We start from the raw sequence: 13,979 nt of genomic DNA on the forward strand, positions 1-13,979 counted from the left end.
GCTCTGCCTGCAGTAAGCTGAACTCCGGTGGAATAGACAATCAGGCGAGGCGCTATGTATCAACGTTCAGGAATTATCATTGCGGCAGTGTTGCTGACTGCCTGCAGCACGGTCAGCACTGACCGGCAGCCAGCTCCTCCGGCAAATGCAGCACGGACCGCTTCCCCGGCGGTTTCCAGTGCATCCAGTACCGATGCCTACAAACGCGATATTGCCCGCCAGATCACCGCATTGCATCAGCAACAAGTTTACGCCGAGCAGCCGCAAGCGCTGTTGCGTGCAGTCATTGTGCTCCGATATGCCATTGATGCGGATGGCAGGCTGATTAAAGCGGAAATTCTCAGAAGTAACAAAGATCAGTTTGCTGAAAAGACAGCACTTGCCAGTCTGCGTAACAGCGCACCGTTTCCTGTCCCACAGGAAAAATTGCTACGCGGCGGCAAGCTGGAAGCTTCTGAAACCTGGTTGTTTAACGATGACGGGCGTTTTCAAATCAGGAGTATTGCTCTGCCGCAACGCGGCGAGTAAATATTGTAACGCTTCAGGATAATTTTTTTACCTTGCGCTGCATTTTCTTCCCCCACCTTTTCCCAGCCTCATTTTTTTGAGCTTGCCGGATAGCGCCGGTATCTGGCGACCGGCACCAGATTTTTCTCCGGATTTGCTCCTGATCAGGTGTCAGTTAAAGACACATCCCCTATAATGCGGCTTCCCACAGGAGCCTTGAGATCATGAGCAATACTACCCATTTTGGTTACACCACTGTCGAAGAAGACCAGAAAGTCCATAAAGTCGCTGAAGTGTTTCACTCAGTGGCAGCCAAGTACGACATCATGAATGACGTGATGTCTGCCGGATTGCACCGGCTCTGGAAGGTCTTCACGATCGCGCAGGCAGGTGTCCGGCCTGGTTTCAAGGTGCTCGATATTGCGGGAGGAACCGGTGACCTGACCAAGGAATTTGTGAGACAGGCCGGTAAAACTGGGGAGGTCTGGCATACCGATATCAATGAATCCATGTTGCGGGTTGGCCGGGACCGGCTCTTGAATAAAGGCCTGATCACCCCCACTTTGCTCTGTGATGCGGAAAAATTGCCATTTCCGGACAATTACTTTGATCGTGTGACGGTCGCATTCGGTTTGCGCAATATGACGCACAAGGATCAGGCGTTGGCAGAAATGCAGCGGGTACTGAAACCGGGCGGGAAGTTGCTGGTACTGGAATTTTCCAAAGTACCAGAAATATTGCAAAAGCCATACGATGTTTACTCGTTCAAGGTATTGCCATGGATGGGGCAAAAAATTGCCGGTGATGCCGACAGTTATCGCTACCTGGCGGAATCGATCCGGATGCATCCCGATCAGGAAACCCTGAAAGGCATGCTGGAGACGGCAGGTCTGGAAAATGTACAGTATTTCAATCTGACCGCAGGCGTAGCAGCCTTGCATACAGGTATTAAACTTTAATTCGCTGATGAAGCAACAAGGAGTGTGAATGAAAAAATTTCTGATCGCGGTGATCATGCTGGCAAGTATGCTGAGCATGACCATGCATGATGCTGATGCCAAGCGTCTGGGTGGCGGCGGTTCGGTTGGTCGCCAGTCTACCAATGTGTCACGCCAGGCCACACAGCCTTCCGGCATGAACAATACGAATCAGGCACGCCCGGCAGCTGCGCCGCAGCCAGCGGTGCAACCGGCACCCGTTCCGGCACCGGTGACCGCCAAGCCAGCCAGCCCATGGAAGGGCGTGGTCGGTGGACTGATCGGCGGTGCCTTGCTGGGTGCAGCCTTGTCCCATTTTGGCCTGGGTGGCGCTGCTGCCAGCATGCTGGGTTCATTGCTGACATTTGCGCTGATCGCTTTTGCGATCATGTTTATCATTCGTCTGTTCCGTGGCAATAAAACTGCAGACGATGCACCGTCTGCATTTGCACAGCCGGCTTATGCCGGCGGCACAATGCAGGCAACGCCTGAAATTGGCGCCCGTCTGGAGCCGCAGTCTTTCCAGGGCAGCGCAGCGGCACCGGCGACCACCTGGGGGATTCCGGCAGATTTTGATGTTCCCGGCTTTTTGCGGAATGCCAAAACCTATTTCATCCGTCTGCAGGCGGCATGGGATAAGGCAGACATTAATGATCTGCGCGAATTCACTACGCCGGAAATGTACGCAGAATTAAAACTGGAAATCCAGGAACGCGGCCCGGCTCCGAATGTGACAGACGTTGTTTCGATCGATGCTGAATTGCTGGGTATTGAAACCGTGGGGCCTGATCATCTGGCAAGCGTTAAATTTACCGGCATGATCAAAGAGGCGCAGAATGCGCCGGCAGAAGCGTTCAATGAAGTCTGGAATTTGTCCAAACCTGTGAATGGCCAGGGTGGATGGGTGCTGGCAGGCATTCAGCAAATGTGATGCTGTCTTTATCTGGGTCAAGCCGGATGCCGGGCATCGCTTGATTCCGCAGATAAACTGTTAAACTGGAGACCGTCCGCTATATTGCCGGACGGTTTTTCATTTGAGGTGTGCGTGTTGCCGGTAACCGTTACGTCAAGGCTTCTTCTTATGGTGCGCGTCATTTCTGCATAATCAGCGCATCGGTTGCCGCCTTTTATTTATTCCTATGATTTCAATTGCTCCTTTTATCAATCATTTGCTTGCGCAGGAATCCTGGGCCAGGAAATTGCTGCTTCCGCATGCCGGGGAAATCGCCTGTATCGATGCTGAAATCATCCGGATACGCTTGCTGGTTGGTGCAGATGGCCTGCTGATCAACGCAGATGCATCCGCTCCGGCAAATGTGACGATCCGTATCCGTCCAGCAGATATTCCTTTGATTCTGCAACATCGTGAACAGGCGTTTTCTTATGTGCGGATTGACGGCGATGCAGATTTCGCCAATACGATTTCGACGCTGAGCCAGCAATTGCGGTGGGAAGCCGAGACCGATCTGAGCCGCATCGTCGGTGATATCGCGGCTGTGCGCATGGTGGGCGGCGCCCGTTCAGCCATGACTTATGTACAGCAGACCCATCAGAAATTACAGGAAAATCTGGCGGAGTATTTTCTGGATGAAAATCCTCTGCTGGTGCGTCCTGCTGAGGTGCAGGAGTTTGCAGCGGGAGTCAATAAAACACGCGATGATGTGGAGCGTCTGCTCAAACGCATGGATAAAATAGAAAAACAACAAAAGGTACGTTCATGATTTTGAAATTTTTGCGTTTGCTGAAAATTATCCGCGTCACCCTGCGCTATGGCATTGATGAAATCGTGATTTCCGGTTTTCAGGTTCCGCGTATTGCCCGGTGGCTGGAGACCGTACTATTCTGGCGTGATTTATCTGCGCCGCGCGGAGAACGGTTGCGCAAGGCGCTGGAAGACTTGGGGCCTATCTTTGTGAAACTGGGTCAGGTGCTCTCTACCAGACGCGATCTGATGCCGGCAGACATTGCCGATGAGCTGGCGAAGTTGCAGGACAGGGTTCCGTCGTTTGATCCTGATCTGGCAATTGCCCAGATCCAGAAATCGCTGGGTGCGCATCCTGATCAGTTATTTGCGGATTTTGAACGGATACCGGTGGCTTCCGCGTCGATCGCGCAAGTGCACTTTGCCACGCTGAAAGATGGACGGGAAGTGGCAGTGAAAGTCTTGCGTCCCGGTATGAAAGAAACCATCGATAAAGATGTCGCGCTGATGCAGATTGCAGCCGGGTGGCTGGAAACGCTATGGGCCGATGGCAAGCGTCTCAAGGCACGCGAAGTCGTGGCCGAATTTGATAAGTACTTGCACGATGAACTTGATCTGATGCGCGAGGCGGCGAATGCCAGCCAGTTACGCCGCAATTTCCATGACTCGGATTTGTTGCTGGTACCGGAAATGCACTGGGATTATTGCTCCTCTTCCGTGATCGTGATGGAGCGCATGAAAGGGATTCCGGTTTCGCAGATCGATCAGTTGCGTGAGGCAGGTGTGGATTTGTCGAAACTGTCACGCGATGGCGTCACGATATTTTTCACCCAGATTTTCCGGGATGGTTTTTTTCATGCCGATATGCATCCGGGGAATATCCTGGTCTCGACCGACCCTGCATCCTTTGGCCGTTATATCGCGCTGGATTTCGGTATCGTCGGCACGCTCAATGATTTCGACAAGGACTATCTGTCGCAGAATTTTCTGGCATTTTTTCAGCGGGATTATAAGCGGGTGGCCGAAGCGCATATTGAATCCGGATGGGCTCCGAAAGAAACACGGGTCGATGAACTGGAGGCTGCGGTCCGGGCGTGCTGTGAACCGATCTTTGACCGGCCGCTGAAAGATATCTCGTTTGGTCAGGTGCTGTTGCGTCTGTTCCAGACCTCGCGCCGTTTTAATGTGGAAGTGCAGCCGCAGCTGGTGCTGTTGCAAAAGACCTTGCTGAATATTGAAGGACTGGGGCGTCAGCTCGATCCTGAGCTCGACTTATGGAAAACCGCCAAACCTTATCTGGAACGCTGGATGAGCGAGCAGGTCGGCTGGCGTGGCCTGATCGATAAACTGAAAACGGAAGCGCCGCGATATAGTCATATCTTTCCACAATTGCCGAGGCTGGCGCATCAGGCTTTGCTGCGCGCCGGTGATGGCAACCCGCAGCAGGAAATGCTGGCGGCATTGCTGGCTGAGCAGCGCAGCACCAATAATCTCTTGCGGGTGATCGTGTATTTTGGCGGTGGATTGTGCGCCGGTATTCTTGCTGCGCAACTGCTGCTGCATTTTTACTGGATAGATTAAGCAGGGAAGGGCAGGCAGCATGGCAGATTTTATACACCGCGACCCGACCCATCCGGAATTCTGGAATGAGCGCTTTCGTAAGGATTTTACGCCCTGGGATAAAGGCGACGTGCCTGCTGCCCTGCAGGAATTTGTTGCACAATCAGCGCGTCCGTTATCAACGCTGATTCCTGGCTGCGGTAATGGATATGAAGCGGCACTTCTGGCGCAGGCAGGATGGCCTGTGGTGGCGATTGATTTTTCTGCCGCTGCGGTGCAAAGCGCACGGGCCATGATCGGTACATGGGGACATCATGTGCAAGAGGCGGATTTTTTCACATACCAGCCTCAGGTGCCGCTGGAGCTGATTTATGAACGTGCATTTTTTTGTGCCTTGCCACCTGCCCGCAGGCCGGACATTACCCGTCGCTGGTCAGCGTTGCTGCCAGCCGGAGGATTGCTGGCAGGATTTATTTATCTGGATGATGCGCCAGAAGCAAGTCAGAAAGGCCCGCCGTTCTCAGTGCATCCGGCTGACTGGCAGGCGCTGATGACACCGTATTTTGAATTGATTGCTGAGGCTGCGGTGGCAGATTCCTTGCCGGTGTTTGCAGGCAAAGAACGCTGGCAGATATGGCGGCGTCTGGCTCATGAATAGTTTTCTGCCCAGACTTTTTAGAGTATTTTCCGGTCCAGACTGCATATCCTGCATCCTTCTTTGATATCGATATCGCCTTTCAACAACTGACTTTCTATGCGCCTGATCCGACATCTTTCTCCGCTTGAGCAAATACCGGGCATTCCGCTACAGGCTGAACAGGTCAGAACTTTACTGAGTGCGGCTGAGTACCGGCAGGCGCTGATGACTGCGATTGCTCAGGCCAAGCACCGGATCTATCTGTGCAGTCTGTATCTGCAGAATGATGAAGCCGGCGCGCTGGTGATGGCGGCTTTGTATGCGGCAAAAGCGAGACGGCCCGCGATTGATATCGTGGTGCTGGTTGACTGGCACCGGGCGCAGCGGGGGTTAATCGGAGAGGCACGTGTACCGGGCAAGGTGGCAGGCAACGCAGCCTGGTATCAGGAACTCAGCCGCTCGCAGGCAGAACAGATTCCCGTCTATGGCGTTCCGGTGCAGACAAGAGAGTTATTTGGCGTGTTGCATCTGAAGGGCTTCATCATTGATGATACGGTGATCTACAGCGGTGCCAGCATTAACAATGTGTATCTGCATCAGCAGGATAAATACCGGCATGACCGTTACCTGTTGATTGACAATGCCATGCTCGCGACTACGATGGTGAATTTCATTCGCCGGCATTTGCTGTCAGCATCTGCTGTGCACCGGCTGGATAAGCCGGATATTCCGCCAACCGGCAGTTTGCGCCATGAAATCCGCGAGTTCCGGGCTCAGCTGAAAAAAGCGAGATACCAGTTTGATGCCGGCTATTCTGAATCTCAGTCTGGTCTCAGCGTGACTCCGCTGGTGGGTGTCGGGAAAAATAATCCGCTGAACCGGGTGATTTGCCAGCTGTTTGCAGCCAGCCGTCATCAGATCACGATCTGCACACCGTATTTTAATTTTCCGCTGGCAGTTACCCGGGAGATCAACCGTGCCTTAAAGCGAGGCGTGCGGGTCGATATCATCGTTGGCGATAAAACGGCGAATGATTTTTTTATTGATCCGGCCCAGCCATTCAAAGTCATTTCTGCTTTACCTTATTTATATGAAATGAATCTGCGGCGTTTCGTGAAGGTACATCAGGCCGATATCGTCAGGGGACAGCTGGGAGTGCATCTGTGGTGCGAAGGCGAGAATACTTATCATCTCAAGGGAATCTGGGCAGACCAGCAGTATGCACTGATGACGGGTAATAATCTGAATCCACGCGCTTTCCGGCTGGATCTGGAAAATGCCTTGCTGATTCGCGATCCTGTGCGGGCGTTGCAGCAGCAGTGGAGTGCTGAATTATCCAGTATCCGTCAGCACACAAAGACGATCCTGCATTACCGGGAAATTCAGGAAATCAGAGATTACCCGGAACAGGTACGACGGTTGTTGGCCCGGCTAAGCACGATCCGGCTCGACCGGCTGGCTTATCGCGTGCTGTAATTCCCTAGTGGGCGCGGCAGTCAGCGTATGAGGCTGGCTGACGGATCGAGGCGAATGACTTGTAGCGGAGCGACTTCGTTCGGAAGCCATTTCTGGTAAATGCGGGTGAAGCTGCCATCTTTTTTGATCGCCCGCAGCGCATCTTCCCAGAGCCTGACCGTCGCTTGGGCTGTCTGGCTTGAAAATGCCAGATACAGCTCCAGGCTGTCCAGCACTTTGACCTTTTCGACGTCATCCGGGGAATGCCCGGTTTCTTTCATGATGGACGGCACCACCAGGCTGCCTTCAACCCAGAGGTCAAAACGTTTTGCCATCAGCATATTGGCGATGATGTGTGGAGTTCCTGCCAGTTCGAGATTGTAATATCCTTTTTTTCGGGCAGTGTCTGCAAAAATACTGGAGCGGTAGGCACCGACCTTCATCTTTTGTAAGTCATCCCCCAGGTTTTGCAAGTAGGCTGCATTACCTTTCCGGGTATACAGTGCTGTGCTCGAAACGGCAACGGGTCCGAGCAAGATCATTAGTTTTTCACGCTCTTCGGAACGGCCGACTGTAAAGAGCAGCACGTTGGGTTCTTCCAGCACCGCTTTGTAACCGCGCGCCCAGGGAACAACCTGAATCGGGTGATGGCTGCCTATCCTTGCCTGTATCGCCTGAACGATATCAACGGCGAGCCCTTCCGCATGCATTCCCTGACCAAAGCTGACCGGCGGCCAGTCTTCGGTATAAATCTGGAGTTCTTGTGCATTGACGGACATTGCAGACAGCCAGCCGCACAGGAGTGCTGCGCACTGGAGCAGGCGTATCCGGGAAAATCGCAGCGCGCTGGATCTGATCATGGTGGAAACCGATACCCTTTGAAAAGAGATCACTCAGTATTAACATTTGCAGATACATTTGCCGTATGAATCAATTTACTTGATTTGGATTTAATCTGCCAAGTTATTTTTATGCTATGTCGCCAGTAGGGTTTTACTTTCAGCAAAAAAAAACTATTTCACAGGCGACTGTTCCACAGGCCTTAACTGAGGACGCAGATTTTTTTTGAGCTGACGCAAATGAAAAATCTGCTCACCCGCATAGCGCCGCCACCACGAGTTGCGCACACATTGGTATTCGGTGTAACGAATGACCTCAGGATTCCAGCGGGTTTTTGAAATATCTTCACCTACCGAGAGATTGATCCGGCGTATGTCCTGTTGAAACGCCCATTGTATGGTTTCTGCCACGACGGTCGTCATGACGCTGTACCGCGCGTAGGCCAGATCGTAACCGGAGTAATACAGATAGAGCTCGTCATTCATCCGGAAACCAAGGCGGAGTGCAACGATGTTCTGATTCAGCTTCAGACAGAATAGATACATCCGGCTGGCAAAGGGAGAGTCCAGCAACAACGATAGAAATGCCTGGTGCCTCGGATGGGAAAAATAATCAGGGTGTTCCACCGTATTGGCAGCAGCAGCGCGGTGACGGTGCAGGGCATAAAAAGCAGGCAGATGCTTCTGAACCTGCTCCCGCCCCTGAAAGGCGATGAATTCCATCTGCAGCGAATCCCGCTTTAACGAGTTATAGCATCGTCTTAAAGATTCCTTGATATTGCGTTTGAGCTGGCTTTTAAATGACGGCCAGTCGCCATTCAGATGCAGGACGTAATTGGGGATGCTGCGTTCCGTCAGCGGGCATAGCGCATGATTGTTGCGTAAAAACTGTTCGGCCTGATGGGTCTGATGGATGATCTGGAATTCGGTCAGACCAAACATTTCATGTTGCGTCAGTTGTTCCCACATACCGAGTATTACCTGTTCGTAACCGGGTAGCGTTAAAGGGACGCGCAGCTCGGTCAGATTCGGGTCGGCGCCGAAGGGCCGTACATAACGGTATAAGAATATTCTCTGAAAACCGATATGGCTATTGGTCAGCGGCATGACAGCAACCAGTTCGTCACCGTTGAAAATGGCCGCAATCGCCGGAAGGTTCCGGTGCAGCAGGGAATTATCGTTAAAGATTTTCCACCAGCATAAATTCCAGTCGTAGGTCTGAAAAGGCAGGATATGACACACTTTCTGTTCCAAAGCGCGCCATGCGTTTGCCAGCCCGGTCAGTCCTGCCTCATCTGTGATGATGATTTTCTTGAGGGTGGGAGGCAATCCGGGCATAAGGTTTCAGAGTAGTGATGAGAAGAATACAGGCCTGCAACAGAGTGTTACAAATGGGCAGCCTGAATGTATCGTAAGTATCGATACCTGACAAGCTATCCGGCAGCAAGTGGAATTGTGGTTCTATCTCGCCGGGATGTGTGATCGGTGGTGTCGTCAACGAACGGACTACTCCCGCAGATAGCTGCGCAGGATCAGGGCATAGCTGCCATTTTCCCGGATGGTTTTGAGACCTTTGTTGAACAGGTCACGCTGCTCTTTCCGGTGAAAGGCGAGCGCTCTGGGGACGGGGCGGAACAAGCGATGAATCTGATAGCGTTCTCTCGCCTGCTGTACACCATACTGCAGGATGGCGAAGTACAGGAAAGTCCGCTTATCCAGTACGATAACGTCACCGCGCCCGGCATCCAGCATCGGAATCTGGGAACGCTGTTCACCGGCCTCAAAATAAGACGGGCTTGTTTTGATAACCGCAGCGAATTCGGGTCCCAGAATACCGGTCGCATTCCGGAAGGCGATTACCCGCTTATCAGCCAGATCAGACAATGTTCGCAATGACCAGTGCTGATCGCTGAGTGTGACGGCGACATTTTCAAATTCCAGTACCGGATCAGAAAAAAAGACGTTGGGTGTTCCGGCAGGTATTCCCGCAAAACCCGCATCGGCATTGCCGCTCCGTACATCGATTTCCATACGCTTGTTATTGGAGCGTATAAATTGTGTCTGTACCCCCTGTGTCGCCAGCGCTTGTGCGATCAGGTCACAGGCAATGCCTTGGCGCGGGCCATCCAGAACATAAGGTGGAATCGAAGTGACCTGTATGATGAACTCTTCTGCCCGCGCACTGAAGCATGACAAGCTGCAAAGCAGCGTCGCAATGAAATAACAAAGATGTTGAATCTGCGAACGGAAAAACCGCATATCGATAAAATGTAAGGCCAAACCTGATTTGATGATTAACGGAAGAATGTTTACACCAAGCTGTGCCGGATCTGGTAACGCCAGCAGGAAGCATGTTTTCTAAATCAGCATTTCAGATAGACAGTTTCTGAAGATTGCGCAGCTTGCCTGCCTGCGATCTTATGTTGAGCAATTTAACGCTGAATTGCAAGCAATCTGCAACGGCCACCAGTTTTCTTTGAATTTGTCAGGCTTCTGTGTTGAAATCACGGGCAAAGAAGAGATAAATGCAACCTCCTGTTGCGCAAAGTGTACACCTCGGGATAATCGTGAATCGTCCTTGAAAAATTCAGACACTTCACCTATTGTGCAATGCACCAATAATTACAGAGCAAAAAATTGGCTAATCAACATACAAAAAGCAGCCTGATCGGGCTGACGCTGGCTGCCATCGGTATCGTGTATGGCGACATAGGTACCAGTCCTCTCTATACCATGAAAGAGGTTTTTTCCGCGGAACACGGGCTTCCGCTCACCGAAGCGAATATTTTTGGTGTCGTTTCCCTGATTTTATGGGGGCTGTTCATCATCGTTGCCGTCAAGTACGTGACTCTGATACTGCGGGCAGATAACCGCGGCGAAGGCGGGATCATGGCGTTGACGGCACTGGCACTGGAATCCGTGGGCAAATCTTCCCGCTGGCAATTTCTTTTGCTGATACTCGGTTTATTCGGCGCCGCCTTGTTTTACGGAGACGGCGTGATCACGCCGGCTATTTCCGTGCTTTCTGCTATCGAGGGTCTGGAAGTTGCGACCCCCGCATTTAATCCGTATGTCGTGCCGATCACGCTGGTTGTGCTGATTGGCCTGTATTCCGTGCAGTCAAAAGGGACTGCCGGCATCGGTAAATGGTTCGGCCCTATCATGCTGATCTGGTTTTTCGCATTGGCGGCAATGGGTTTGTATAACATCATCCGTTCACCGGTGATTCTCGGGGCGCTTAATCCCTGGCATGCCGTACATTTTCTGATGGAATACCGCTGGCTGGCTTTTCTTGCGCTGGGCGCAGTGGTGCTTGCTTTCACTGGTGCAGAGGCATTGTATGCAGACATGGGGCATTTCGGCAGCAAGCCGATCCGTGTTGCCTGGTTCATGATTGTATTTCCTGCTCTGGGTCTGAATTATCTGGGGCAGGGCGCATTGCTGCTGACAAACCCCGCAGCCGTCAGCAACCCGTTTTATCAGCAACTGGGGGCATGGAGCGTATATCCGCTGGTGGTGTTGTCCGCCGTTGCGACGGTGATCGCTTCCCAGGCAACGATTTCCGGCACGTTCTCAATGACAAAACAGGCAATATCGCTGGGGCTGTTGCCACGTATGAATATTGTGCATACCTCATCCAATGAGATCGGCCAGATTTACATTCCTGCAGTCAACTGGCTGCAATTGGCGGTGGTGATTGCAGCCGTGGTCGGATTCAGTTCTTCCTCGAATCTGGCCTCTGCTTACGGTATTGCTGTGACTGGCACGATGCTGGTGACGTCGCTGCTGACTTTCTTTGTCATCCGCTACGGCTGGAAGCTGAATCCTGTACTGTGTTTTGTCGCAACGGGATTTTTCCTGACGATTGATTTTGCTTTCTTTTCGGCCAACGTCCTTAAAATTATCCACGGTGGCTGGTTCCCGCTGGTACTGGGCATCACGATGTTCACCGTTATGGTGACCTGGAAACGCGGACGTGAGCTGGTATTTGAAAATCTTAAGAAGCATGCGATTCCGTTAGAAGATTTCCTGTCTTCCCTGTTCATTTCATTGCCCACCCGAGTTGCAGGAACCGCGATCTTCCTGCGCGGTGAGGCCGACGGGGTGCCGCACGCCTTGTTGCATAACCTGTCGCACAACAAGATCATTCATGACCGCGTAGTGTTTCTGACCCTGCATAACAAGGAAATTCCCTGGGTTCCGATGGCAGACCGGATCAAGATCACCGACCTCAGCCACGAGTGCTATCAGATTGATGTGAACTATGGTTTCAAGGATGAACCGGACATTCCCAAAGTGCTGGAACAATGTGCCGCGCAAGGACTGAAGTTTGAACCGATGGAAACTTCCTACTTCATCGCCCGGCAGACTATTATTTCCCGTCCTGGCAGTGGCATGGCTTTCTGGCGTGAAATGCTGTTTGTGGCGATGTCACGCAATGCCAGCGATGCGGCGGATTATTATCAGATTCCACCGAACCGTGTGATTGAGGTGGGCTCTCAGGTCGAGATCTGAGTATTACCTTACCATCCTGAACGTCGGCATCCGAACGAAAAAAACCTGCAGCGGCAATACGGCAGGTTTTTTTCAATGATGGGCAGATGACAGATTCACTCTTCTCCTGAACGCACGCGATGCAGAATTGCGTGCGCCAGCATATCGAGCACAGGCCGCACTTTTCCCTGCTTATCCGTCCAGACTTTCGGTGTCAGCGCACCGGATAGCGCGACACTGTCGCCATCCGTTAATGTCAGCAGCGTATTCCTGACAAGATCGTTAAAGGCAATGACATTACAAATCACGGTCTCACCGTGATCGGTCACTGCTTTGACTTTGCAGGTCACATACACGGAGCCGGCGCTGCCGCTACGCTCCTCTGCATAACCGTACATACGGCCTGCGATCAGACCATCAATCATTATGCTTCCTCAATATGAATATAATTATTAAAACAGCATGATATATTGACGCACATTAGACGCCGGATTACGTTATTTTGCAAACAGGCGTCGGCGCTCAAGTTTTGTGAAGATGAAAGGTGAATATGGGATTGAATGAGATTGCGGAAGCGTATGTCCGTCTGGTACTGGCCGTCGGAAAGCACGATCCTGATTATGTGGACGCCTATATCGGACCTGCGGCCTGGCGGGACGAGGCGCAGTTATTGCCGCTGCCGGAATTGCAGGACATCGCCAATGTTCTGGTGCAGCAGGCAGAAAATCTGACGCAACCTCCGGCGGAACAGGTCGAGCGACAAGCTTTTTTAATCAGACAGCTGCAAGCTGCCAGCACGTTCATCGCGCATCTGGCCGGACGTCGCTTACCGTTTGATGAAGAGTCACGCGCTTTGTATGACGCCGTGTCGCCTGCTGTGACGCCGGCTGATCTCGACATCACACTCGCTGAACTGGCAAATCTGTTGCCGGCAGAAATACAAGGCAGCGATCTGAATGCGCGCTTGTCGATTTATAACAAAGCTTTTGAAATTCCACGCGATAAGCTCGACGCTGTTTTCACCGCCGCCATCAACGAAGCCCGTCGCCGCACCCGGCGCTATATCACCTTACCTGAGAATGAAAGTTTCCAGGTCGCCTATGTCAGTAATAAAGTCTGGAGTGCATATAACTGGTACAAAGGCAACAGCCACAGCCTGATCGAAGTCAACACGGATTTTCCGATGTTCATCAGCCGGGCAATTGACCTCGCCAGCCATGAAGCCTATCCCGGTCACCATGTTTTTAATGTGCTCATTGAGAACGGGCTGGTCAAAGAAAAAGGCTGGATTGAATATGCGATTTATCCGCTGTATTCACCGATGTCATTTCTGGCTGAAGGCAGCGCCAATTATGGTATTGAGGTCGCATTTCCACATGCAGAGCGCATGCAGTTTGAAAAGGAAGTTCTGTTCCCGCTGGCCGGCATCGATCCTGCCAAAGCCGACCGCTATTATCAGATACAGGCGGTGCTGCAAAAACTGTCCTATGCCGGCAATATGGTGGCAAAGCAATATCTCGATGGCGAGATAGGGCGCGATGCAGCGATCGCCATGTTGATGAAATACAACCTGTCTGATGCCGACCGTTCGGCACAGCGTCTGCGTTTTATCGAACATCTGCGCTCGTATGTGATCAACTACAACCTGGGTCAGGATGTCGTCCAGGTTTATATAGAAAATCGCGCCGGAAAAACAGATCAGGATTTACGCTGGCAGGTGCTGACTGATCTGCTACGCCACCCGAAAAGCGCGTCGATGATGGCGCTCTGATGCTGTCGGAATAGGTGGGTCTGGTGGTAGAACAGGA

Annotated in this window: 13 protein-coding genes; 9 read left to right on the forward strand and 4 right to left on the reverse strand. The window is 52.1% G+C overall.

Features of this window, described 5'->3' with window-relative positions:
• Positions 1–54: 54 nt before the first annotated feature.
• The 7 genes from H8K27_RS03215 (at position 55) to pssA (ending at position 6,859) form a co-directional block, all read left to right on the forward strand.
• Positions 55–528, forward strand: coding sequence for an energy transducer TonB (locus tag H8K27_RS03215; RefSeq protein ID WP_186861745.1), 474 nt, complete (start codon positions 55–57; stop codon positions 526–528).
• Positions 529–731: 203 nt separating this feature from the next.
• Positions 732–1,466 (forward strand): bifunctional demethylmenaquinone methyltransferase/2-methoxy-6-polyprenyl-1,4-benzoquinol methylase UbiE, encoded by a 735-nt coding sequence (gene ubiE, locus H8K27_RS03220; protein WP_186861746.1) that lies wholly within the window; start codon positions 732–734, stop codon positions 1,464–1,466.
• Between the two features lie 28 nt (positions 1,467–1,494).
• Entirely contained in the window at positions 1,495–2,415 is a 921-nt protein-coding gene (locus H8K27_RS03225) for a Tim44 domain-containing protein (RefSeq protein WP_186861747.1), read from the forward strand.
• A 208-nt stretch (positions 2,416–2,623) separates the two neighbouring features.
• Positions 2,624–3,205, forward strand: coding sequence for a ubiquinone biosynthesis accessory factor UbiJ (locus H8K27_RS03230; protein WP_186861748.1), 582 nt, complete (start codon positions 2,624–2,626; stop codon positions 3,203–3,205).
• Positions 3,202–4,767: a ubiquinone biosynthesis regulatory protein kinase UbiB gene (ubiB, locus tag H8K27_RS03235; RefSeq protein ID WP_186861749.1), complete on the forward strand. Its 1,566-nt coding sequence runs from the start codon at positions 3,202–3,204 to the stop codon at positions 4,765–4,767. Before H8K27_RS03230 ends, ubiB begins: the two co-directional genes overlap by 4 nt.
• Before the next feature lie 19 nt (positions 4,768–4,786).
• A complete protein-coding gene (locus H8K27_RS03240) occupies positions 4,787–5,404 on the forward strand; it encodes a methyltransferase domain-containing protein (RefSeq protein WP_186861750.1) in 618 nt (205 codons plus the stop codon).
• 96 nt (positions 5,405–5,500) lie between these two features.
• On the forward strand, positions 5,501–6,859 hold the full coding sequence (gene pssA, locus H8K27_RS03245) for a CDP-diacylglycerol--serine O-phosphatidyltransferase (RefSeq protein WP_186861751.1): 1,359 nt from the start codon (positions 5,501–5,503) through the stop codon (positions 6,857–6,859).
• A gap of 20 nt (positions 6,860–6,879) precedes the next feature.
• Here pssA and H8K27_RS03250 read toward each other — a convergent pair whose 3' ends face one another.
• From H8K27_RS03250 to H8K27_RS03260, 3 genes are all read right to left on the reverse strand, one after another.
• The gene (locus H8K27_RS03250) at positions 6,880–7,698 is read right to left on the reverse strand and encodes a substrate-binding periplasmic protein (protein ID WP_222610571.1); all 819 of its coding nucleotides are present in this window, start codon (positions 7,696–7,698) and stop codon (positions 6,880–6,882) included.
• A gap of 153 nt (positions 7,699–7,851) precedes the next feature.
• Positions 7,852–9,015: a GNAT family N-acetyltransferase gene (locus H8K27_RS03255; protein ID WP_186861752.1), complete on the reverse strand. Its 1,164-nt coding sequence runs from the start codon at positions 9,013–9,015 to the stop codon at positions 7,852–7,854.
• Between the two features lie 168 nt (positions 9,016–9,183).
• Positions 9,184–9,957, reverse strand: coding sequence for a substrate-binding periplasmic protein (locus H8K27_RS03260; RefSeq protein ID WP_186861753.1), 774 nt, complete (start codon positions 9,955–9,957; stop codon positions 9,184–9,186).
• Positions 9,958–10,314: 357 nt separating this feature from the next.
• Here H8K27_RS03260 and H8K27_RS03265 point away from each other — a divergent pair, with 357 nt between their 5' ends.
• The gene (locus H8K27_RS03265; RefSeq protein WP_186861754.1) at positions 10,315–12,192 is read left to right on the forward strand and encodes a potassium transporter Kup; all 1,878 of its coding nucleotides are present in this window, start codon (positions 10,315–10,317) and stop codon (positions 12,190–12,192) included.
• A 95-nt stretch (positions 12,193–12,287) separates the two neighbouring features.
• Here the strand turns inward: H8K27_RS03265 and H8K27_RS03270 are convergent, their stop codons facing one another.
• Positions 12,288–12,596: a single-stranded DNA-binding protein gene (locus tag H8K27_RS03270; RefSeq protein ID WP_186861755.1), complete on the reverse strand. Its 309-nt coding sequence runs from the start codon at positions 12,594–12,596 to the stop codon at positions 12,288–12,290.
• 125 nt (positions 12,597–12,721) lie between these two features.
• Between H8K27_RS03270 and H8K27_RS03275 the strand changes: the two genes are divergently transcribed.
• Positions 12,722–13,942 carry a hypothetical protein gene (locus H8K27_RS03275; protein ID WP_186861756.1) on the forward strand — a complete coding sequence of 407 codons (1,221 nt, stop codon included), beginning with the start codon at positions 12,722–12,724 and terminating at the stop codon, positions 13,940–13,942.
• The last annotated feature ends 37 nt before the right edge of the window (positions 13,943–13,979 follow it).

Source organism: Cognatundibacterium griseum (genome assembly GCF_014284195.1).
In the GTDB taxonomy this organism is placed as follows: domain Bacteria; phylum Pseudomonadota; class Gammaproteobacteria; order Burkholderiales; family Burkholderiaceae_D; genus Undibacterium; species Undibacterium griseum.

Excerpts from the sequence above, each read along its gene's own strand:
- ubiE (WP_186861746.1), top strand. The coding sequence starts at position 732 with ATGAGCAATACTACCCATTTTGGTTACACCACTGTCGAAGAAGACCAG.
- H8K27_RS03215 (WP_186861745.1), top strand. The coding sequence starts at position 55 with ATGTATCAACGTTCAGGAATTATCATTGCGGCAGTGTTGCTGACTGCC.
- H8K27_RS03250 (WP_222610571.1), bottom strand. The coding sequence starts at position 7,698 with ATGATCAGATCCAGCGCGCTGCGATTTTCCCGGATACGCCTGCTCCAG.
- H8K27_RS03275 (WP_186861756.1), top strand. The coding sequence starts at position 12,722 with ATGGGATTGAATGAGATTGCGGAAGCGTATGTCCGTCTGGTACTGGCC.
- H8K27_RS03225 (WP_186861747.1), top strand. The coding sequence starts at position 1,495 with ATGAAAAAATTTCTGATCGCGGTGATCATGCTGGCAAGTATGCTGAGC.
- pssA (WP_186861751.1), top strand. The coding sequence starts at position 5,501 with ATGCGCCTGATCCGACATCTTTCTCCGCTTGAGCAAATACCGGGCATT.
- H8K27_RS03240 (WP_186861750.1), top strand. The coding sequence starts at position 4,787 with ATGGCAGATTTTATACACCGCGACCCGACCCATCCGGAATTCTGGAAT.
- H8K27_RS03255 (WP_186861752.1), bottom strand. The coding sequence starts at position 9,015 with ATGCCCGGATTGCCTCCCACCCTCAAGAAAATCATCATCACAGATGAG.
- H8K27_RS03230 (WP_186861748.1), top strand. The coding sequence starts at position 2,624 with ATGATTTCAATTGCTCCTTTTATCAATCATTTGCTTGCGCAGGAATCC.
- H8K27_RS03270 (WP_186861755.1), bottom strand. The coding sequence starts at position 12,596 with ATGATTGATGGTCTGATCGCAGGCCGTATGTACGGTTATGCAGAGGAG.
- ubiB (WP_186861749.1), top strand. The coding sequence starts at position 3,202 with ATGATTTTGAAATTTTTGCGTTTGCTGAAAATTATCCGCGTCACCCTG.